At 61.6% G+C, this 20,979-nt stretch carries 17 protein-coding genes; 1 reads left to right on the top strand and 16 read right to left on the bottom strand.

Features of this window, described 5'->3' with window-relative positions:
* The first annotated feature begins 37 nt into the window (after positions 1-37).
* A complete protein-coding gene (locus AAFH49_RS17840; RefSeq protein ID WP_342300304.1) occupies positions 38-322 on the top strand; it encodes a hypothetical protein in 285 nt (94 codons plus the stop codon).
* Here the strand turns inward: AAFH49_RS17840 and AAFH49_RS17835 are convergent.
* The 16 genes from AAFH49_RS17835 to metH form a co-directional block, all read right to left on the bottom strand.
* Positions 319-2,325 carry a 7TM diverse intracellular signaling domain-containing protein gene (locus tag AAFH49_RS17835; RefSeq protein ID WP_342300302.1) on the bottom strand — a complete coding sequence of 669 codons (2,007 nt, stop codon included), beginning with the start codon at positions 2,323-2,325 and terminating at the stop codon, positions 319-321. The two genes, AAFH49_RS17840 and AAFH49_RS17835, sit on opposite strands and share 4 nt — an antisense overlap.
* A 205-nt stretch (positions 2,326-2,530) precedes the next feature.
* Complete coding sequence (locus AAFH49_RS17830; RefSeq protein ID WP_342300300.1) at positions 2,531-5,071, bottom strand: DUF5686 and carboxypeptidase-like regulatory domain-containing protein; 2,541 nt, start codon at positions 5,069-5,071, stop codon at positions 2,531-2,533.
* 270 nt (positions 5,072-5,341) lie between these two features.
* Complete coding sequence (locus AAFH49_RS17825; protein WP_342300299.1) at positions 5,342-5,878, bottom strand: hypothetical protein; 537 nt, start codon at positions 5,876-5,878, stop codon at positions 5,342-5,344.
* 175 nt (positions 5,879-6,053) lie between these two features.
* Positions 6,054-6,368: a hypothetical protein gene (locus AAFH49_RS17820; RefSeq protein WP_342300298.1), complete on the bottom strand. Its 315-nt coding sequence runs from the start codon at positions 6,366-6,368 to the stop codon at positions 6,054-6,056.
* 9 nt (positions 6,369-6,377) lie between these two features.
* Positions 6,378-6,989: a hypothetical protein gene (locus tag AAFH49_RS17815; RefSeq protein WP_342300296.1), complete on the bottom strand. Its 612-nt coding sequence runs from the start codon at positions 6,987-6,989 to the stop codon at positions 6,378-6,380.
* 105 nt (positions 6,990-7,094) lie between these two features.
* Positions 7,095-8,429, bottom strand: a complete 1,335-nt coding sequence (locus AAFH49_RS17810; protein WP_342300294.1) for a family 1 glycosylhydrolase — start codon at positions 8,427-8,429, stop codon at positions 7,095-7,097.
* A gap of 128 nt (positions 8,430-8,557) precedes the next feature.
* The gene (locus tag AAFH49_RS17805; RefSeq protein ID WP_342300292.1) at positions 8,558-10,252 is read right to left on the bottom strand and encodes a GMC family oxidoreductase; all 1,695 of its coding nucleotides are present in this window, start codon (positions 10,250-10,252) and stop codon (positions 8,558-8,560) included.
* A 99-nt stretch (positions 10,253-10,351) separates the two neighbouring features.
* A complete protein-coding gene (locus tag AAFH49_RS17800) occupies positions 10,352-10,960 on the bottom strand; it encodes a gluconate 2-dehydrogenase subunit 3 family protein (RefSeq protein WP_342300290.1) in 609 nt (202 codons plus the stop codon).
* Positions 10,961-11,191: 231 nt separating this feature from the next.
* Positions 11,192-11,338 (bottom strand): MFS transporter small subunit, encoded by a 147-nt coding sequence (locus AAFH49_RS17795; protein ID WP_342300289.1) that lies wholly within the window; start codon positions 11,336-11,338, stop codon positions 11,192-11,194.
* 34 nt (positions 11,339-11,372) lie between these two features.
* Positions 11,373-12,788 (bottom strand): L-lactate MFS transporter, encoded by a 1,416-nt coding sequence (locus tag AAFH49_RS17790; RefSeq protein ID WP_342300287.1) that lies wholly within the window; start codon positions 12,786-12,788, stop codon positions 11,373-11,375.
* Between the two features lie 295 nt (positions 12,789-13,083).
* A complete protein-coding gene (locus AAFH49_RS17785; protein WP_342300317.1) occupies positions 13,084-13,929 on the bottom strand; it encodes an SDR family oxidoreductase in 846 nt (281 codons plus the stop codon).
* A 203-nt stretch (positions 13,930-14,132) separates the two neighbouring features.
* Positions 14,133-15,323, bottom strand: a complete 1,191-nt coding sequence (locus tag AAFH49_RS17780) for a PA14 domain-containing protein (RefSeq protein ID WP_342300285.1) — start codon at positions 15,321-15,323, stop codon at positions 14,133-14,135.
* Positions 15,324-15,391: 68 nt separating this feature from the next.
* Positions 15,392-15,832, bottom strand: coding sequence for a putative signal transducing protein (locus AAFH49_RS17775; protein WP_342300283.1), 441 nt, complete (start codon positions 15,830-15,832; stop codon positions 15,392-15,394).
* A gap of 108 nt (positions 15,833-15,940) precedes the next feature.
* Positions 15,941-16,501: a hypothetical protein gene (locus AAFH49_RS17770; protein ID WP_342300282.1), complete on the bottom strand. Its 561-nt coding sequence runs from the start codon at positions 16,499-16,501 to the stop codon at positions 15,941-15,943.
* A gap of 255 nt (positions 16,502-16,756) precedes the next feature.
* Complete coding sequence (gene metF / locus AAFH49_RS17765) at positions 16,757-17,713, bottom strand: methylenetetrahydrofolate reductase [NAD(P)H] (RefSeq protein WP_342300280.1); 957 nt, start codon at positions 17,711-17,713, stop codon at positions 16,757-16,759.
* A 93-nt stretch (positions 17,714-17,806) separates the two neighbouring features.
* Positions 17,807-20,979: methionine synthase (metH, locus tag AAFH49_RS17760; protein WP_342300278.1), on the bottom strand; the 3,173-nt coding region annotated here is incomplete at its 5' end.

Here is a 20,979-nt window from a genome sequence, read left to right as displayed (position 1 = left end):
GTGTGTTGGGCAAATGCAACTCAATAACTGCCTCAGAATGGTTGTTTTGGCAGTTTTTGTCACTTGGGTCAGCATGGCTTATACGCTTGCTGCACACGTGCTCATTTCATATTCATGCCTGATACAAGCAGCCAAAGCGTTTTCGGTTTTTGCGGCACAGGCTAAAAAACAACGAAAAAAAACAGGGCTGATTGAAAAAAAAACTGACATTATTTGCCAGTTCCCAAATACCAGACTGAAAAGCTATCCATTATATGGCAAAGTGGACAAATTGATTCCAGTTCCCAACACAAACGTTACCGGGAAAAAATGGGGGGCTTAATTCCCGGTTTCGGCGGGTTCATTCTCCTCCACTTCGGCGTCGGCGGCAGTATCGAGTAGCACATGCGTCCACGGTTCGCCCTCTTCGTAGTCGGGAGCCTGGCGGCGGCGCTGTAGGGCCTGCAATACTTTTTGGGCAAAGGCCCAGCTGGTGGCCTGGCGGAGGTCGAGTATGCGGGCCAGCTCCGAGGGAGAGTAACTGCCCTTATGGGCGTGCAGCAGGAACACCGCATACAGCGCCTTGACGATGGAAAACTTGCACTTTTGCAATAACGTGCTCGCCGTGGCCGACTCTACATAACGGCAGCGGGTGCAACGGCGGGCATGGGGTTCGCGGGCTTCGCAGCTCTTTTCGTGGCCGCACTTGCGGCAGTGGTAGCTGCCGTGGCCCCACTTAAGGTCGGCGAGGTAGCGCAGACAGGCATCTTTGTCGGGGTATATCTGGCTGAATTCGCCAAAGTCAACTTCCTTCGATTCGATGCGGGCGGCCTTCTCGGCGTGGAGGTCGCGGCTGAGGTCGCCGTTGAGCTTTTCGATGGCCGCCGATTGCAGGGCCAATAGGCCGTTGGCTTGTAGCAGCTCGCGGTTCTGGGCGGCCACGGTTTCGTTTTGCTGGCGGAGCTCAGCGGTGCGCAGGGTTACCAGACCTTCCAGCTCGGTGTTGAGCTGGTCTTTAAGCGCCTGGTTTTCGCGCATTTGCTCCACGAGGCGGTCTTGGGCCTGGTGTTTTTTGCGGAGCTGCTTGAGCAGGCGGTTTTGGGTGAGCAGGGTCATGTCCATCAGGCCCTTCAGCTTTTCACCCAGCGCGTAGCTCAGAATTACGACTTCCACCACGAAGGCCGCGTTGAGGCTGTACACGGTGTACACGTTGCTGTAGAAGTTGATGCCCAGCTTGCGCATGATGAGGAATGTGAGGCTGGTAGCCACCAGCGCCTGCGCCAGTAGCAGGTAGCGGGCCGGCCGCAAACCGCTGCGATAGGCCTGAAAAGCCGCGTAATACAGCAGTCCATACGGCAGCAGGTACAGCCAGAAGCTGAAGCCGGAATGCACCACAGCGGCATCGAGCACCAGCAGGGCTGTGCTGCCGCCCACCACCCACGTTCCGAGGCGGTGCAGGGCCGGCAGGCGCGAAGCAGTATCAAGAAAGCCGCTGGCGTAGGTGGCAAACGTGAGCAGCAGCAGCACCGGCGCCAGCGCGCCAATGAAGTGGTTCAGGTCGGGCGAGGCCGACCATAAATACTGGAACCCCAGCCCGTCTTCGCTCAGAAATAGGAGCGAGCCGCTCAGCACGTAGAGCACGTAGTAGAGGTAGGTGCGCTCCTTCAGGAAGAAGAACAGAATCAGGTTATACAGCACCATGATGAACAGGATGCCATAGAAAATGCCTAGCAGCCAGTATTGCAGCGACAGTTCCGGGATGAGGCCCGCGCCACTGTGCAGCATGGCCCGGAAGCTGGTGCGCGTGTCGGAATGCAGGCGTAGGTAGTAGGTAGCGGTTTCGCCGGGCCGGGGCGGCAGGTCGAATAGGAAGTTTTTGTAGGGATGCGGGCGCGTGGCGAAGGAATGGCTGGCGCCGGTGGCCACGCTGTCGTAGGCCGTGGCCGAGCCGGGGCGCGGGCCGTAAAACACCGCCTGCCCGATGTGCGAATCGTAAAGCTCCAGGTACCAGGCGGCGTTTTCGGCCGGGGCGTGGCGCACCGTGATGCGGAGCCAGTAGGTGCTGCGCGGATGCTGAATGTTGGGCGGGTGGCCCGAGCCGCGCAACATCACAAAGCGGCGGCTCCAGGCCGGCGACTGCACATCGGCCAGCCGGAGCCGGCCCGTGGGGTCTTCCAGCATACTGTAATAGTTCTCTTCCAGATAAAGGGCCGGGTTGTTCGGGCTCACGGCCAGCGTATCCTCGGGCGCGGCGTGGGCGCGGGCCGGCAGGAGCAGCAGTAGCCACAGCAGGGCATGAACCAGCCGGCATAGCGGGTCCCCGCCACCAATAGTTCGCAAACCCAAAATCAATGGAGAAGAAATAAACATATCGGTATCTAACTTACGACAGCACAAATCGAAACCGGACAAAGGTAACCAGTAAGATAAGTAAGGGTTTACTCACTGCTCATAGTTGTGCTGTCCGCTGGTCGCCATAAACTGCCAACGCCCGGCCGTGTCGAAACACAGCCGGGCGTTGGAATTTGAGCGGGCGAGGTTGGCCCAATAACTACAGCCGGAACTGCGCGCCTACTTTCACGCCGAAGTTGCTGGTACCCGGAGCGTCGCGGTAGGTGAGGCGGTGAATGAAGTCGACCCGAATGAACTTGAAGATGTTCTCCACGCCGTAGCCTACTTCCACATAAGGCATGGAAATGGGGCCGGGCAGGTCAGAGGTATTGCTGTTGGCCCGGCGGGCCCGGTCCGAGAGCTTGCCGTAGAGCACGTTGCTGGTGGCTACCAAACGCCAGTTGAGGGCGCGAATGCCGGGAATGGAGTTCACGAGCAGGCCTTCGAAATGGTGGTCGAGGCGGAGTGTGGCCGAGCGGTCGGTGATGAACTCGAAGTAGTTCATCAGGTTGAAAGCGTTGGCGTTATAAAATGGGGTTTGATTACCCAGCGGGGTTTTGAGGATGATGTAGGGCAGCGCTGAGGGAATGTAGTTGCCTTCGGCGCGGTAGGTGAGGCGGCCCAGCTGGCCCATCGATACGCTGTGCGAAATGGCCAGGTTGAACTTGTGGTACATGAAATCGCCCTGCGTCCAGTCGATGGCCCCCAGCGTGTAGCGGAAGCTGAACACCGGCCAGCGCTTCAGGCCCACGGCCCGGCGGCGGGTTTCGCTCTGCACCAGGTTTTCGTCGGGCGCGTAGCGCGATTCTGATACTATCTCGCTCAGGTGCAGCACATCCGAGCTGGGTTCTTCGGTGGGTGGGTTGCCCGGACCATTGTTGGGGCGGCGACGGAATTCAAACAGCGGGTCGATGCTCTGGTAGCGCAGCGTCAGCGTTTGGGTGAAGCCGTGGAACAGGTCGCGCTGCACGCTGAAGGCGGTGAGGTCGCGTAGCACGGGCTTGCCTTGGCGGAAACGGCCCCAGCGCGAGGCGGCTACAAACAGGTTGTTGTTCTCCAGAAAGTCGTTGTCGAGCAGGGCGGCCTGCTCCACGTCGTGCTTGAACTCGCCGGTGAACACCGTCCAGTGGCGGCGCTCGGCCACGTAGCTCGTGCGGATGCCGTACTTAAAGCGGCCGTCCTTGGTGCCGTAGGCCACGTAGCCCTGCGTGAGCCAGTTGCGGCTGATGTCAGGCGTGGTGCGGAAGCCAAAGCGGAAGCGGTTGCCTTCGAAGTCGTTGTTGGCGTAGAGCGTCGAAATTGGGCCTAAATCGAACTTGCCCACGCGCTTGTAGCCGTTCACCAGCAGCTCTACCCAGTCGAGCACGTTGCGCACCGAGGGCAGCTGCTTGGCCGAGTCGAGCACGGCGAACGTCTGGCGCTCGCTCAGGCTCAGGGTATCGGGCCGGTGCTGGTCAAAGTAGCCGCCCGCGCCACCCTGGGGCAGGCCGGTGAGCAGGCTGCCCACCCCGGCACCCTCCTTGTCGGAAGGCTCCATGAGCGACGACACGATGGGCTGGTCGTAGAAACCGGGCTCGTTGTGCACCTGGTTGCGCACAAAATTGCTGCTCACCGTGGTGAAGCGCACCAGCATGGCGGCCTGCTTTTCGTAGGGCCGCACGCTGAGCACCAGCTTGGTACGGGTGGGCAGGCCAGGGCCGTCGACGGGCGAGGTGAGGTCCTGGTAAATGCGCAGGTCGCTCACGAAGTTGATGTTGGCTTCGGGGCTGGCCACGAGGTCGGCGCGGCGCAGGGCGTAGCCTTCCTGCGTAATCCAGATGGTGCCTTTGAAGGCCAAATCGTGGCTGCGCTTGGGCGTGACGGCGATTTTATAGCACCAGTCCTTGCCCACAAACATGGAATCCTGCAGCTCGTAGTCGTAGGTGATGCGGCCGCCTTCGGCGATGGGCGAGATGAAGTCCTTGCCCAGCACGTTTTGCCAGTTGGGGTAGAAGTCGAAATTCTGGAAGTTCGAGCCCAGCATCTGCGACAGCACCGAGCCCTCGCGGGGGCCTACGCCGCGCATCTGCTTGTGTATCAGGTCTTCGCGGCGACGTAGCGGGTTGTTGCGCTGGTACACCCGTGAGCCCACTTCCGAAGCGAAAACGGGGAGCGGGGCATCCACATCAGCCGCAGCGGCGGCACCCTGGCGCACGGCCAGCGCCCGAATATCCTTGATAACCTTGCGATTGGACAGGCTTTTGGGCAGGTCAATCAGGCTGGTTTCGATGCGGTTATAGGAGTCGTACTCGGCCGCTTGCAGGGCGCTGCGGGCATTTTCGGGCTTGTGTTTCTGCACTTCGCGCAGGATGCGGAAGGCGGGGTTTTCGCCGGGCCGCACAATGACTTCGCCCAGGGCCACGCCGCCGGTTTTCATGCGGAACAGCACCGTTTGCACGGCCGCGTTGCTGAGCTTGCGCCGCTGGGTGGCAAAGCCCAGGGCCGAAGCCGCAATGGAATCGGGCGAGCCCGTGGCGGCCAGCTTGAACTTGCCGTCGGCATCGGCCGTGACACCGGCACTGCTTTTAGGAATAAAGATGGAAGCAAACGGCACCGGCTCACCGTTCGTAGCTTCCACCACTTGGCCACTGATTACGATACGCTGGGCGGCGGCTGGCAGTGCCAGGAGGCACACCAGGAGCAGCGGAGCAAGAAATTTCATACGAAGTATAAAAGAGCCAAATGCCAAAACCTTAAGTAGTCCGGCAATTTACGCAAAGCGCAAGCGCCTCCCAACTAGTTCCGTGCCGAAAACAGTAAAATTTCTGGTGAAAGATTAAACCTGCCAAGCGAATAGCTGTCGGGCGTCGACTAACCGTGCAGAAGCCGTTTGGGGGCAACCAACCGGGCGGACCTGAATTTAGAAAAAAACTCCCCGCCCCAGCCGAAGCCGGAGCGGGGAGCAGATAGCGAAAATTGGATATTGGCAACCTCAGCGGATGACGATGGTGCCGCCGCCGCTGGTGGGCAGGCGGCGCTCGCCGGCGGCGAGCACCCCGCGGGCCTGCCCGAAGGAGAAGCCCGGCGTGTTGGCACTCAGCCCGGTGATGTTGCCGCCGCCTGAGGCCACCAGGTTGCCACCCCCGGAAGCGACCACGTTGCCACCTCCGGAAGCGACCACGTTGCCACCTCCGGAAGACACCACGTTGCCGCCCGAGTTCAGGACCGAAATAGCGGCTACCTGGTTGCCTTGCAGCACTGCCACGGCGAAGTTGCCGTTGGGCAGTGGGGCGTAGCCCAGGCGCACACCGCTTTGCAGGTATTGCTTCACGTAGCCGGCCAGCTCGTTGTAGTTGCCCCAGCTGCCATTGTTGTAGAGGTGCGTGTTGCACTCGCAGGCATCGCCTTGGCCCACAGGCGCACGGCTGGCCATCTGCTTGTAAGCCTGCGCAATCCAGGGGTCGCGGCACTGGGCCGAGGCCGTGGGCCCGGAGCATAATAAGCCAAGCGCCAGGAGTGAAAAGAGCATTTTGAACATGAGATAAATAGTGAAAAGGGGAATGCGAAAACGGCCAGTCGGCCGGCCCGTCCTTCGGGTGCGTCGAAACTAGCGGGAGCGCACCCCGGCCACCAAGGCGCGTCTACCAAGCCCCCCGGAAAGTCGACGGGGGCAATTGGGAGTCGATAAACGGATGAGCAGGCACTTACCGAAGCTCGTCGGCGGGCTCCCCGGCCAGCCAGATTTCGGTGTCCGGTGGCAGTGCGCAGGCGGTGCCCATATCGAGCAGCAGCCCGCGTACCGGCCCGGTGCCGGTATCGGGCCGGCTCACCTCCTCCACCGTGGCGGTGCCCGGCTGCCGGGTACCATCGGGTAGGATGGCGGCCACCACCAGCGCTGTGTGCAGGGCGTAGGGCAGCAGCAGCGGGGTGGGACCAGCGGGCAGCGCGAGCAGTCCCAGGCCCGGCAGGGGCCAGATGGCGGCTACGCGCAGAAGCAGGCCGGGGGCAGGAGTAGTCATGGCCCGGCTTTACGAGTTAGGGCCAACCGTAGCTGCGTTGCCAGTTTCGGGCTTCGGCAATGTTTCCGGCCCATCGGCCGGGGCTACGGGTTTCGGCCCGGCCTTGGGCAGCGGCCCGAGGTAGTTGGCGGCGTTCGAAATGACGAAGACCGTGGACACGAAGCCGGAGATTTTTTCCAGCAGCAGCAGCACCTGCGTGGGGCCGGCCGCCGCCGTCACGGTGCTGCCCGAGTTGCTGATGAGCGTGCCCACGCTGTGGTAAAATAATTGCCCGAAAACCTCCAGCTCCGAGCCCGGCCGCAGCCCGGCGAAGGCGTGGTCGTTGACGCGGTATAGGCAATAAAAATCGAGGGCAAAGGACAGCGCAATCATGCCTAAGTTGAGCGAAACGAGCAGCAGGAATTGCTGGAAGGTATCGCGCAGGGCTGCCAGGGCGCGGAAATTGTGCAGCAGAAAGTAGCCCGTCTTGCCGGCCGCTGCCACCAGCAGCAGGCCCGTAATCACGTCGGGCGGCAGGCCTTCGTGCTTGTCGAGCAGGTAGAGGGCCAGGCCCAGCAGCAGCAGCAGCCCGTGCTGCCAGAGCAGGCGGTGGAGCTGGTTTTGCAGCAGCGCTTGTTTCATGGGAGTGCAAAGAATGCGCGGCGGGTGTAGGGTGAGTGAATGTAGTGCGGACTCTGCGAGTCCGCGCATCCAATATTTCTCAGGCGCGGACTCGTAGAGCCCACGCTACACCTCCACCTTCAGTGTGGCGGGCGCTTTCGTTACCTCAAATAGCTCGCCGTGAGGTACTATCGTAATCTGGCCGTACTCCTGGAGTAGCATTCTGTAGGCTTCGGATACGGGGCGGGGCTTGCGGTCGAGGTCGAAGAGGCCGCAGGGGTTCACGGTGCCCACTTTGCGCTCCAGGCCCTTATCCCAATCGAGCTGGTCGATGAGCGAGTACCAGGTGAAGCCGAGGACGGGCACGCCTTCTTTTCTCATCCTCAATATATTAACCCACTGCTTCCAGAGCCAAGTGGGCGCATCCTTGGCTTCGAGGACGTTGGTTTCGGTGTGCATCACCGGCTTTTTGTAGCGCTGGTAGTAGTCGTGGGTGATGTTGTACCAGCCCAGCACGTCCATGCTGGTCACGATTTCGCCATTCGGCAGCATAATTTTCTCGTTGCGGCCGTAGTAGTCGTTGCCCATAATCTGGTAGCCGGGCGGCTCGCCGGCCATAAACCAGTCGTATTCTCGGCGGCTCATCCCGTTATCGTAGAGGTAGTTGAGTACATCTCCCTCGGGGTGGTGGCCATAAAGCAAATCGAGTGCGGCGAAGCGCATTTTGTTCTGCATCTGCACCTCGTAGGTGTGTTCGGCCCGCAGCTCGTGGGTGAACTCAGCTGACTCGCTTTGCACGATGATGCAGTCGGGTCGGTGCTTGGCAATGCGCTGCGTACCCATGATGCTGGCGGCCACAATGTGCTTCAGGGCCGTCACAAAGGCCTTGTCGGACTTCAGCTGCTCGTTCCAGATGCCATCTTTGGCGCTCATCTTGGCCGTCACGTAAATCTCGTTCACCGGCGTATAAAAGCGCACCCAGGGGTAGCGCTTCACCACTTCCTCGCAGTAGGCGGCGAAGTGTACCGGCAGCTCTGGGTTCTGGAAATTACCAATGAAATCGGGCACGCCGAAGTGCATCAAGTCCAGAATCGGCGTGATTTCCAGGCGCTGCATTTCGGCCATTGCCAGGTCGGCAAATTCCCAGTCGTATTTATCGGGGCTGAGCTGAATTTTGTAGTAGGGCAGGCCGTAGCGCAACACTTTCAGACCCATGCTTTTCACCAGCGCCAGGTCTTCTTGGTAGCGGTTGTAGTGGTCGCACTCGGCCAGCATATCACGGCGGGTTTTGCCGCCGTCGATGGTCGGGTAGCTGCACTCGATGCCGGTGGCAAACATGAAATTGTTGGGCAGGCCCGTGGGCAGGCCGTTGCCGTTGTGCCCGCGCGCACCGCCGAATTCGTCGCCCTCGTAGTTACCGTCGCCGAAATGGTCGTGAATTTCCGTGAGAAAGGACTTCATATGGCTGTATTTTAGAACGTCATGCTGAGCGCAGCCGAAGCATCTCGCGTGCAGCAGTAATCCAATCGTTGTTTCATTATTGATTAGTGGTGGCAAGCGAGATGCTTCGGCTACGCTCAGCATGACGTTCAGGTATCCCGCCGCTGCTGCTGCTCCAGAAACTTATCCGCCGTGCGCAGACTCAGGGCCATAATGGTCAGCGCCGGGTTCACGCTGAGTGCGCTGGGGAAGGTCGAATTATCGGAGATGTAGAGGTTGGGTACGTCGAAGGCGCGGCCATTGGCGTCCACCACCGCGTCGTCGCCACTTTTGCCCATGCGGGCCGTGCCGATGACGTGGGCGTAGCGCTGAAACGACCATATATCGGTAGCGCCGGCCGCCTCCCAGATGCCGCGCATCGCCTTTTCGGCGTGGGCATTCATGCGCTGCTCGTTTTCCTGGGCCGTGAAGTGCAGGCGGGGTTTTGGCAGGCCGCGCGCATCTTTTTCCTCGGCCAGCTCCATAAAGTTGTCGGCGTGGGGCAGGCAGTCGCCCAGGATATTGATGCCGGCAATATGGTTGTAGTTGCGCATATAGTCGCGCAGGGGCTGGCCCCAGAGCTTGCGGCCCCGCGCCACCTGCCCGGCAAATGTTACGGGCATCACGCCAATGCTTTGCAGCAGGTAGCCGCCGATGAAATCGGCCCCGGCCGGCCGGTGGGTATCCTGCGAAATTAGCCCGCCGGGAATGCCCTTGTTGGGCCGCACTTCATCGGCAAATGTGCCCCATACTTGCAGGCCGGGGTGGGCCATCAGGTTGCGGCCGACTTGCCCGCTGGTCAGGGCCAGCTCATTCAGCAGCAGCAGGCGCGGCGTCTCCACTGAGCCGCCGCAGAGGAAGAGGTGGCGGCAGCGCTGGCGCTTTTGCTCGCCGTTCTGGGTGTACACCACGCCCGTCACGTAGCCCCGGGCATCACGCTCAATCTCGGTCACGAAGCTGTTGGGGCGGATGTCGGCCCCGTGCTTCACCGCCAGCGGAATAAAGGTCACGTCCATGCTCGACTTCGCGCCATTCGAGCAGCCGGCCTGGCAAAAGCCCCGGTTGGTACAAGCCTCGCGCCAGCCAATTCCTTCCTGGTAGTAGCGGGCCGAAAGCGCCGCATTCGCCGCCGGGGAAGTCTTAATCCCCATTTTCTCCGCGCCGCGCACCATCAGCTGGGCGGCGCTGTTCAGCGGCAGCGGGGCCAGCGGGTAGCCTTTGCGGCGGCTGGGGCCCCAGGGGTAGGGCGTTGGCCCCGAAACTCCAATAAAATGCTCTACTTCTTCATAATATGGAGCCAGCTCCTCATAGCTCACCGGCCAATCCTCGCCCTGCCCGAAATCGCGCCGGATGTGTAAATCATCGGGCAGCGGGCGGGGCGTGTAGGCCGTGTAGTGCAGCGTGGAGCCGCCTACGCCGGTGCCGGAGTTGTTTTTGCCCATGGCCAGCGGGTCATGGCCGGCGGCCAGCCGCTCATCATTCCAGAACAGGAAATCCTGGGCCTTTTCGTCGGTAGCGAAGTCCTTCGCAGGGTTGTGCCAGGGGCCGGCTTCCAAGGCCACTACCTTCAGGCCGGCCATGGCCAGACGGGCCAGCAGCGGCGCGCCGCCCGCGCCCAGCCCAATCACCACGCAGTCCACTTCGTCGGCTTCGGGCTCGGTGGGCAGCGGTTGCTCTTTGGGCGTATCGGCCGCTACAGGGGCGGTAGCGGGCTCATCGGCCAGCAACGCGCGCAGCAGCGGGTCCTGAATTTCGGGCTTGACGGGATTGAGGACGCCTTCTTCTAGAACTTCTTCGTCGGGCATTTTTGCAATGAGTAAATGAGCAATTGAGTAAAGGGGCAATGTGCGGTAGACGAGCGAGTTAATACGAGTAGGTAAACGACCATTTACTCAGTTGCTCAGCTACTCATTTACCACTTTCACTTCCCGTTCTTCTTTTTCGTTGAGGCCGATTTTCGTCCAGGCCGGCAGGTCGGCCATGCCCACGTAACCAATTTCCTCCTGGGCCAGCGGGTGGGCGTAGTAGGTTTCGGTTAGCTCAGCCAGCATTTCCTCGAAAAAGCGGCCCGCATCCAGCGTGGCCCAGGTTGCGCCGGGCGGGGTGCCACTGGCCAGGGCTTGCAGCACCGCGTCCTGCTGCTCGGCATCCAGATTCGTGAAATCGGTCTTAAACTGCGCTTGCGCGATTTCCTTAATGCCGCCCAGGCCCAGGTGGTAGGCCTCGCGGTCGGGCGGCAGGGCGTCGTAGCGCCAGCCGTCGGCACGGCCTTCTGCCAGGCGCTGGTCTACGGCGGGAGCTAGCGGAATGGGCGCATCGGCCCGGTCGGACTGCGGGAGCAGGCGGGCGGCCACGGCTTCGAGCAGGGCGTAGGTTTCGGGGGCCAGAAACTGGGGCGCGTAGGCGGCCGGCGCAGCGAGGCGGGCCTGCACGGCGGTGCGGGTGGCCTCCGATACGTGCGGCGTATCGAGCAGCGCGCGCACGGTGCCGCTAGGATAAACGGGAACGGACATCAGGAGATGGGGGCTTGGGCTGAAACAGCGCCGCACGAAACGGCTCAGCTAATAACTCCTTACGAGCAAAATCTTCCCGGGGCTGGGCCGCGAACCAGGAAAATTTTCGGCCAGGAGCACATTATTTCTATGCCCTGACCACCAAATAAATCGACCGTCTTGGCAGGTTGAAACAAAAAAGCAGCCGACCCCAAGGCCGGCTGCTTTCTCAAAAACAGACGCAAACGGTGCTTATTTAAACAGTGCCAGTGCCTTAATGAACGTTTGCGACACGCCCCAGGCCAGGGGCAGGCCCACCACCAGCCAGGCCAGGACCACCGAGCCGCCCACGCCGGGCTCGGCGGCAGGAGGGGTAGGAGAATTGGGTTGCGGATTCATATCGAAGTTAAGTTATGGTTTGAAAGACTGAGACTTAGTGGCCGCCGGCTTCTACCGTCACGGGGCCTTTTTCGTAGTACCGCTCGTTCACGGCCGTCACGATGATGTTAGCCAGGAAACCGACCACCAGCAGGCCAGCCATGGTATAAAACACCGTCTGGTACATGGCCGCGCCGGTGAAGCCTTCGGCCTTGCGGCTATCGGACAGGTAGTGCACGATGAGCGGGCCGAGCACGCCGGCCGTACTCCAGGCCGTGAGCAAACGGCCGTGGATGGCACCTACCTGATACTTGCCAAACAAGTCGGACAAGTACGCAGGAGCCGTGGCAAACCCGCCGCCGTACATGCTGATAATCACGCAGGCAACCACCACAAACAGCGTTAGCTGCGCATTAGCTCCCAGCGTAGGGGCCAGCGCATAAAGCACCACGCCCAGGCCGAAGTAGATGGCATACGCCACCTTACGGCCCAGCTTATCCGAAGCCGACGACCAGAAGAAGCGGCCCAGCAAGTTGAACAAACTGAGCAGGCCCACAAAGCCCGCGCCGGCCGCCGCCAGGGCCGTGCTATCCATGCCCTTGCCTTTGGCCGTGCCGGAAATAACGGCCTGAATGAGCGGCGAGGCCGTTTCGAGCACGCCGATGCCGGCCGTCACGTTGCAGAGCAGCACCACCCACAGCATCCAGAACTGCGGCGTTTTGATGGCGTTGTCGGCCGATACGTTGGCCGTGGTAATCATGTCGTTGTGCACGGTGCTGGGCACGTAGCCGGCGGGCTTCCAGTCATCGGCCGGTACGCGAATGGTCCACACGCCAAACTGCATGAAAATCAGGTAAATGATGCCCATCACGATGAGCGTGGGGGCCACGCCCAGCGGGGCCGAGCCTTTGAAGTGCGTCATCAGGTTGTTGGCCAGCGGCGAGCCAATCATCGCGCCGCCGCCAAAGCCCATGATGGCCATGCCCGTGGCCACGCCCTTGCGGTCGGGAAACCACTTAATCAGCGTGCTCACCGGCGAAATGTAGCCGATGCCCAGCCCGATGCCGCCCACGACCCCATAGCCGAAATACAGCAGCCAGATATTGTGCAGGTGCACGCCCAGCGAGGCAATCAGGAAGCCGCCGCCGAAGCAGAGCGACGAGGCCAGCATGGCCTTGCGCGGCCCCACGCGCTCCAGCCACTTCCCAAAAATGGCCGCCGAAAGGCCCAGCAGCACAATAGCAATGGAAAACGTGATGCCGATTTGTAGCGGAGTCCAGTCGTCGGGCGCGGGCTTGGCCGGGTCGCCGCTGATGAGTGCGCCCAGCGGCTTGTTGAATACGCTGAAGGCGTAGGCCTGCCCGATGGCCAGGTGAATGGCCAGGGCGGCCGGCGGCACCAGCCAGCGGTTGTAGCCCGGCCCCGCCACGGTGCGGCTGCGGTCGAGCAGGGAAGAGGAGTTTTCGGCCATGTAAAATGTGGGAATTGAAGTGAAAGAAGGAGGTGAAAAACGTGGCCGCCGCAGCGGCTAACGCGCTGAAAGCGGGCGACAAGTGCCAAGGTAACCGGCGGCTTCGCTGGTTGATTATTCGCGGCGCAAAAATGTTGCTAAACAGGTATAGTTAGTCAGTTTGCCGAAGTCAGAGTGCGGTTAAGGCCGTCATGCAGAGCGCAGCGAAGCATCTTTACCCCGATAGCAAATGATTACTACTGCGGGCAAGATGCTTCGCTGCGCTCTGCATGACGTTCAGTAAAATCTATTCGCCCTACTCGTCGCTGCTAAGCTTGCCGCCCGTCACGTGTACGAGGCTGCCGGTCATGAACGAGCCATCCTGCGAGGCCAGCAGTACGTAGGCGGGGGCCAGCTCCTCGGGCTGGCCGGGGCGCTTGAGGGCTACTTCGTGGCCGAACTTGGCGATTTCTTCGCGGGGCATGGTGCCGGGGATGTTGGGCGTCCAGACCGGGCCGGGCACCACGCAGTTCACCCGAATGCCTTTTTCGCCCAGATACAGCGCCAGCGACTTGGTGAGGGCATGAATTCCGGCCTTCGAGCAGGCGTAATCCACCAGAATCGGGATGCCCGTGATGCCCACGATGCTGCCCGTGTTGATGATGCAGTCGTCCTTTTTGAGGTGCGGAATCACAGCCTGCGCCATCCAGATGTAGCCCAGAATATTGGTATCGAAAGTGCGACGAATCTGCTCCTCCGGGATGTCCTCGAACTTGGCCTGGCTCATTTGGAAAGCGGCGTTATTCACCAGGATATTCAGCCCGCCCAGCTCGGCCAGGGTGCGGCGCACGGCCTGCTTGCACTGCTCGGGGTCGCGCACATCGAGCTGGAGTAGCAGGCACTTGCGCTTCTCCTTTTCGACCATTTGCTTGGTTTTCTCCGCATCCTCCACGTTTTCGTTGAAGACGACGGCTACGTGCGCGCCCTCTTTGGCAAAGGCAATGGCCACGGCCCGGCCAATGCCGGAGTCGGCCCCGGTGATGATGGCGACTTTATCCTTCAGCTTGCCGGCGGCTTTGTAATTGGCCAGGTCCGATTGGGGCTGCAGCTTCATATCGGCCTGTTTGGCCGGGTAGGGCAGCTTCTGGGCAGCGGCCTTCATGTCCTTGGCCGTGGGGCGGCGCTCGGCTTTGGCAGGGGCGGCTTTCTTGGCAGGAGTAGCCGGTTTTTTTTGGGCGGCGGGAGCAGCCGTGGTTTTCTTAGGAGGCATGGCGGGTAGGAAAACGTGATGCCCCGGCTTACGCGAAAAACCCGCCAATGGCTGCCGCTGACCCGGTTATTTGCCCGTGCTACCCTACCGGTGGTTCAGAGCCGGCGCAGCACCACGCGGCGGTTGCGGGGGCGCTGGGCGGGGTCGGCGTTGTCGGCCACGGGTTGGGTGCCGCCGTATCCCACCGGCCGAAGCTGGGCCGTGCTCACGCCGTGGGCTGTGAGATAGAGGCACACCGCCTCGGCCCGCTGCTGCGAGAGCTGGCGGTTGAGTTCGGCGTTGCCCACGTTATCGGTGTGGCCCTGCACTTCGAGGCGCAGGTCTGGCTGGGCACTCAGGATGGTGGCCAGCCGGTCGAGGGCGGCGCGGGAGGGCGGCAACAACACGGCCTTGCCCTGGTCGAAATACAGCTCCGGCAACGTCACCGTGCCGCCTATGGCTAGGCCGGTCAGCGAAGCCACGCTGCCCGAATCGGCCAGAAGCATTGTTGGGGCCGCAGCTGATGCTGGAGCTGCTATTGCCTCGCTGCTGCCAACGGAAGCGGCCAGGTTCGGCACGGGAGCGGGGCTGCGAACCGGCTTGGGCACCACCGCGGCCGGGCGGACAGGTACCACAGCTGGCGGCGTAGGAATGACGCGGGCCGGCTCTGGTTTCGGTGGCCGAACTACTGGCTTGGGGGCCGCCGTGCCGGTGGCGGCCGGTGGCGGGTTGCGGCTGAACAGGTAGCTGGTCGGAATTGGAGCCAACTTTGGCATTTCGGCCATTTTACCCCAGAAGTTGCGCCACGATGCAGTCGGCGGTTTCAGGGGTACGTCGGGCCGCTCCCAAGTGATGAAAATGCGGGTATCCAGGCCGTATTGGCAGTAGTCAACCCGCAGGTGGTATGGCTCGCCGGCCCGCAGCTCCGCCGTAGCGGTGTAGTCGCTCAGGGGCTGTCCGCGCCATTCGTTCAGCAGTTGCCGGTCGTTCAGCCACAGCCGAACCCCGTCGTCTACGGTAACATGAAAAACGTATTTGCCGCTGACCGGTGGCACCAGCCAGCCCGTCCAGCGCACCGAAAACTCCTCGGCTGGCATCCCCGATGCGGGCGGTTGGTGGCCCCAGTTGAAATTAATGGTCGCATCGCGACGAGTCAGGACGTATTTCTCAAAATTCGTCCCTTCGTAGTAGTCGCCTCTGATACCGTCACCGGAAGGCAGGGGCGCTTGCGCCAGCGCAGGCACACCCGGCCACACCAATCCAATAAGCAACAGCAGCCCAAGCCGCCGGTTATGTTCGCCAGCCATGCTGCAATAACGGCAATCCCGATGCCTTTGGTATTGGCTTTCAGCTTCAATACCCCGCTGCTGGCTACCTACGCAAACTCGTTGCCGCAGTGGAAGCAGTGAAACCTGTTGCCGCGCACCGGAAACCGCAGCAGCACCGACAGCAGCCCCGACCAGAACCCGTAGGTATTGCGCGTGGCCGGCCCATACGCCACGTCCGACGACCCGCAGCGTGGGCAGCGCGGTGTGACTGGGTCGGGCGCGTCGGCCTCGAAAGAAGCCACATCCGGGCCGGTAGGCCGGGGCTCAGGCTCGGCGTGCAGGATGTCGAGCGCGGCCTGCGCGTCGCTCTGCCGCACGTGCAGCCGCACACCGCCCGTAATCGGGCTGTAGAGCGGCATCATCGACACCAGATTCTCATTGCTGAGAAAGCACGGAATGCCCGCAGCCTCCAGCCGGGTGCGGGCCAGGTTGGCCGCCATCGGCTCGTAAAACGATTCGAGAAAAACGACGGAGTCGGGGCGGGACACGGGAGGGAATTATGAATTAAAAATTATGAGTTATGAATTTGTGGGCGAAGTATGGTACCGCAAAGGCATGATAAGCAATTCATAACTCATAATTTTTAATTCATAATTCTATTTCGGCTGTTTCCGGGTGGCGGCGTCGATGCCGTTCACGGCGTGGCCGGCCTGCAGGCTCACGAACTCGGCCTGGCGGGCGCGGACGCGCACTTCGTCGCGGGCGGGCATGTCCATGCGGACCTGCTTCAGCTGGTCGTTCAGGCGCTGGTACACGGCGCGGGCGTAGTCCCAGTCGCGGTCGGTCCAGGTGGCGCGCTGGGTGCGGGTTTCGCGCACCAGCTGGCCGTAGGCGGCCGGCAGGTCCTGGGGCGTGAGGGAGTTAATCTGGCCGTTGTAAGGGCCCATCAGCTTGGCTTCCATGGCCAGCTGTTGGCGCGGGTCGAGGGGCCGGGCGCGGCGGGCGCGGTTGCTGGCATCGTAGGTGGCCGTGGCCTTGCCGATGCGGGCCAGCTTGCCGGCGGCGGTGCGGGCCACGGTGTCCAGCTCATGGCCGGCCTCGCGGGCAGCGGCCCGGCGCTCGTTGGGTGTCGAGTCGCAGCCGGTGAGCAGCAGTGCGGCCAGTAATACGCCGCCGAGTTTCAGGGCCGCCGGCCGATTACGCAATTCACCATTCATAGCACAAACACAGTAAGTAGGTTGCAAATAACGGCCGTTGCGGCCGCTTGTGCCCTGTACTGCTACGCCGGCTGAAAGGTTAGCTCAGATGAAAAGCTGTGATGAGAAAGAACGTCATGCTGAGCGCAGCCGAAGCATCTCTACCGCAGTAGTAATCCAAATCGTCAGGATTAGTTACACGGTAGAGATGCTTCGACTACGCTCAGCATGACGTTCAATGTTGTTCGACTGCATCTGTACGACTGCTCAGGCAACCTAAAACAACTCCGCCGCCACCCGCCGGATGCTTTCCGACTTGCCCATCGAATAATAATGCAGGCAGGGCACGCCGTGGGCCATCAGCTCGCGGCTCTGGTTGAGGCACCACTCGATGCCGATGGCGCGGGCGGCCTCGTTGTCGCGGCACTGGCTGATGGCTTCGGCCAGGGCCTCGGGCAGGTTGAGGTAGAAGGCCCGGGGCAGCATGGTGAGCTGGCTTTTGGTGGTGAGCGGTTTCAGGCCGGGAATGATGGGCACGTTGATGCCCGCCTCGCGGCACTTCCGCTCAAACTTGAAGAACTCCTCGTTGTCGAAGAACATCTGGGTCACGATGTAATCAGCTCCCCGGTCCACTTTGTGCTTCAAAAACTTGATATCCGAAGCGTAATTAGGCGCTTCAAAATGCTTTTCGGGGTAGCCGGCCGTGCCGATGCAGAAGTTGGTGGCCCAGGTATCATCCTGTTCCTCATCCAGGTACTCCCCCTTGTTCAGGTTGGCCACCTGGCCGATGAGGTCGCAGGCGTAGGCATGGCCGTCGAGCTCGGGCTTGAAATGGCCTTCCGATTTGATGGGGTCGCCGCGCAGGGCCAGGATGGAGTCGATGCCCAGGAAGTGCAGGTCAATCAGCGCATTTTCGGTTTCCTCCTTCGTGAAACCGCCGCAGATGAGGTGCGGCACGGTGTCCACGTCGAACCGGTTTTTGATGGCCGCGCAAATGCCCACCGTGCCGGGGCGGCGGCGCACGGTTTTCTTCTCCAGCAAGCCATTGGGATGGTGGCGGTACACGTATTCTTCGCGGTGGTACGTCACATCGATGAACGGCGGCTTAAACTCCATCAGCGGCTCGATATTCGAGAAGAGCGTGTGGATGTTTTCGCCCTTTTTGGGCGGCAGCACCTCGAAGGAGAAGAGGGTTTTGCCGTTGGCCTGGGCGAGGTGGTCGGTAACTTTCATATAGGTAGCGTGGACTCTGCGAGTCCGCGCATGGAAGCGTGAGGGCAATTATTTCGTGTGGTGCGGGCGCGGACTCGCAGAGTCCACACTACATTATTTCGGCTCGTAGTTCAGGTTGGGCATCAGCCAGCGTTCCAGCTCGGGTAGCGGCATGTGCTTGCGATGGGCGATGTCGGCCACCTGGTCCACGCCAATTCGGCCCAACCCGAAATACCGCGAATCCGGGTGGGCGTAGTACATACCGCTCACCGACGAGGCCGGGTACATGGCCAGGTTTTCGGTAAGCGAGATACCGGTTTTGCCCTCGGCGTCGAGCAACTTGAAGAGGGTGATTTTCTCGGTGTGGTCGGGGCAGCCGGGATAGCCGGGGGCAGGGCGCACGCCGCGGTACTTCTCCTGAATGAGGTCGTCACCGGTGAGGTGCTCGTCGGGCGCGTAACCCCAGAACTCGCGGCGCACCCGCTCGTGCAGGCGCTCGGCGAAGGCCTCAGCCAGGCGGTCGGCCAGGGCCTTCACCATGATGCTGGAGTAGTCGTCGTGGTCGGCTTCGTACTGCTCGATGAGCTTCTCAATGCCAATACCAGCCGTAACGGCAAACCCGCCCATGTAGTCGGCGCGGCCAGTTTCCTTCGGAGCCAGGAAATCGGAGAAGGCGATATTGGGGATGCCCGGGCCTTTCTCGCCCTGCTGGCGTAGCGTGAAAAACTCAGTGGCTACAGTTTCACGAGTATCATCCGCGTAGATTTCGATGGTGTCGTAATCCTTCGTATTCGCCGGCCAGAAGCCCAGCACAGCGCGGGCCGTGAGCAGATTGCCATCGATGATAGTGGCGAGCATGGTCTGCGCATCTTCGAATAGTTTCGTCGCGGCTTCGCCCAGCGTTTCGTCTTCCAGAATGCGCGGGTAGCGTCCTTTCAACTCCCAGGTGTGGAAGAAGGGCGTCCAGTCGATGTATTGGGCCAGCTCGGCGAGGTCGTAGTCTTCGAGGACTTTGGTGCCGAGGAAGCTGGGTTTGGTGATAGAAACCGTGTTCCAGTCCGACTTGAAGCCGTTGGCGCGGGCCGCTTCGATGGTCAGGTAGCTTTTGTCGCGCTGGCGGCTGGCGTAGTCGGCGCGCAGGGCGGCGTAGTCGTCGGCCACGGTCTGGGCGTAGGCTTTTTCGCCCGAGCCGAGCAGGCCGGCGGCCACGCCCACCGAGCGCGAGGCATCGTTGACGTGCACTACCGCGCCGCTGTAGGAGGGCGCGATTTTCACGGCCGTGTGCAGGCGCGACGTGGTGGCCCCACCAATAAGCAGGGGGATTTTCAGGCCGCGCTTTTCCATGGCCTGGGCCACGTATACCATCTCATCGAGCGAGGGCGTGATGAGGCCGGACAGGCCAATCACGTCCACGTTTTGCTTCTGGGCTTCGTCGAGAATCTTCTCCAGCGGCACCATCACGCCGAGGTCCACGATGTCGAAGTTGTTGCAGGCCAGCACCACACCCACGATGTTCTTGCCGATATCGTGCACGTCGCCTTTCACCGTCGCCATCAGTATTTTGCCGGCCGTCTGGCGGTCGGAGCCCTGCTTGTCGGCCAGCAGGTACGGCTCCAGATAAGCCACTGCCTTCTTCATCACGCGAGCCGATTTCACCACTTGGGGCAGGAACATCTTGCCGGCCCCGAACAGGTCGCCCACCACGTTCATGCCAGCCATCAGCGGGCCTTCGATGACTTCCAAAGGCCGGCCGACTTGCTTGCGCACTTCCTCGGTGTCCTCGTCGATAAACTCGGTGATGCCCTTCACCAGGGCGTGTTGCAGCCGGTCCCACACGGGCAGGCTGCGCCACTCGTCGGCCACTACTTCGGCCTTGTCCTTCTGTTTCACCGTGTCGGCGAATTCCACGAGGCGCTCGGTGGCATCGGCGCGGCGGTTTAGGAGGACGTCTTCGGCCAGCTCCAGCAGATTGGGCTCGATTTCATCGTACACGCCGAGCTGGCCGGGGTTTACGATGCCCATGTCCAGGCCGGCTTTGATGGCGTGGTAGAGGAAGGCCGTGTGCATGGCCTCGCGCACCACGTCGTTGCCCCGGAACGAGAAGCTGATGTTGCTGATGCCGCCGCTGGTGAGCGCGCCGGGCAAATTTGCTTTAATCCAGCGCACGGCTTCGATGAAGTCGATGGCGTAGTTGCGGTGCTCGTCCATGCCCGTGCCCACGGTCAGGATATTGGGGTCGAAAATGATGTCAGATGGGTCGAAGCCCACTTCCTTCACCAGAATATCGTAGCTGCGCTGGCAGATTTCGATGCGGCGTTCCAGCGAGTCGGCCTGGCCGTTTTCGTCGAAGGCCATCACCACCACGGCGGCACCGTACTGGCGCACCGTATGGGCCCGTTCGCGGAAGGCCGCTTCGCCCTCTTTCAGCGAAATCGAGTTCACGATGCTCTTGCCCTGCACGCATTTCAGGCCGGCCTCCAGTACGCTCCACTTCGAGGAGTCAATCATCACCGGCACCCGGGCAATGTCGGGTTCCGAGGCGATGAGGTGCAGAAACGTCGTCATCACCTGCTCCGAATCGAGCATGCCCTCGTCCATGTTGATGTCGAGGACCTGGGCACCTTCTTCTACTTGCAGGCGGGCCACGGCCAGGGCTTCCTCATATGCGCCGGTGCGGATGAGGCGGGCGAAAGCGCGCGAGCCGGTCACGTTGCAGCGCTCGCCCACGTTCACGAACAGGCTCTGCTCAGTGATGCCGAACGGCTCCAGACCGCTCAGGCGCGTGGCGGGCGGAATGGCGGCGGGCAGCTGGCGGGGCTGGTATTTCTCAGCCAGCTTGCTCAGTTCGGCGATGTGCTGGGGCGTAGTGCCGCAACAACCACCTACCACCGTCACGATGCCTTCCTTCAGATACTCCTCCACCAGCGCGGCAAATTCCTGGGCCGATTCGTCGTAGCCGCCGAAGGCGTTGGGCAGGCCGGCGTTGGGGTAGGCGGAGATATGTACGTCGGAAATGCGGCTCAGCTCCTGCACGTACTGGCGGAGCTGGTCGGCCCCGAGGGCGCAGTTCAGGCCCACGCTCAGCAGCGGCAGGTGGCGGATGGAGTTCCAGAACGCCTCCACCGTCTGGCCGCTCAAGGTGCGGCCAGAGGCATCGGTGATGGTGCCCGAAATCATGACCGGCACCACGCGGCCGCCTTCGTCGAAGAACTTCTGCACGGCGTAGAGGGCCGCTTTGGCGTTCAACGTGTCGAAAATGGTTTCGATGAGCAGCGTATCCACGCCGC

The organism is Hymenobacter segetis (assembly GCF_038448715.1).
GTDB classification, from domain to species: domain Bacteria; phylum Bacteroidota; class Bacteroidia; order Cytophagales; family Hymenobacteraceae; genus Hymenobacter; species Hymenobacter segetis.
This window is presented reverse-complemented; position numbering and strand designations above follow the sequence as displayed.

Coding starts and splice junctions, on each gene's coding strand:
- AAFH49_RS17840 (WP_342300304.1), top strand. CDS start 38: ATGGTTGTTTTGGCAGTTTTTGTCACTTGGGTCAGCATGGCTTATACG.
- AAFH49_RS17820 (WP_342300298.1), bottom strand. CDS start 6,368: ATGACTACTCCTGCCCCCGGCCTGCTTCTGCGCGTAGCCGCCATCTGG.
- AAFH49_RS17795 (WP_342300289.1), bottom strand. CDS start 11,338: ATGAATCCGCAACCCAATTCTCCTACCCCTCCTGCCGCCGAGCCCGGC.
- AAFH49_RS17770 (WP_342300282.1), bottom strand. CDS start 16,501: ATGAATGGTGAATTGCGTAATCGGCCGGCGGCCCTGAAACTCGGCGGC.
- AAFH49_RS17785 (WP_342300317.1), bottom strand. CDS start 13,929: ATGAAGGCCGCTGCCCAGAAGCTGCCCTACCCGGCCAAACAGGCCGAT.
- AAFH49_RS17790 (WP_342300287.1), bottom strand. CDS start 12,788: ATGGCCGAAAACTCCTCTTCCCTGCTCGACCGCAGCCGCACCGTGGCG.
- AAFH49_RS17800 (WP_342300290.1), bottom strand. CDS start 10,960: ATGTCCGTTCCCGTTTATCCTAGCGGCACCGTGCGCGCGCTGCTCGAT.
- AAFH49_RS17830 (WP_342300300.1), bottom strand. CDS start 5,071: ATGAAATTTCTTGCTCCGCTGCTCCTGGTGTGCCTCCTGGCACTGCCA.
- AAFH49_RS17810 (WP_342300294.1), bottom strand. CDS start 8,429: ATGAAGTCCTTTCTCACGGAAATTCACGACCATTTCGGCGACGGTAAC.
- AAFH49_RS17780 (WP_342300285.1), bottom strand. CDS start 15,323: ATGGCTGGCGAACATAACCGGCGGCTTGGGCTGCTGTTGCTTATTGGA.
- AAFH49_RS17825 (WP_342300299.1), bottom strand. CDS start 5,878: ATGCTCTTTTCACTCCTGGCGCTTGGCTTATTATGCTCCGGGCCCACG.
- AAFH49_RS17815 (WP_342300296.1), bottom strand. CDS start 6,989: ATGAAACAAGCGCTGCTGCAAAACCAGCTCCACCGCCTGCTCTGGCAG.
- metF (WP_342300280.1), bottom strand. CDS start 17,713: ATGAAAGTTACCGACCACCTCGCCCAGGCCAACGGCAAAACCCTCTTC.
- AAFH49_RS17805 (WP_342300292.1), bottom strand. CDS start 10,252: ATGCCCGACGAAGAAGTTCTAGAAGAAGGCGTCCTCAATCCCGTCAAG.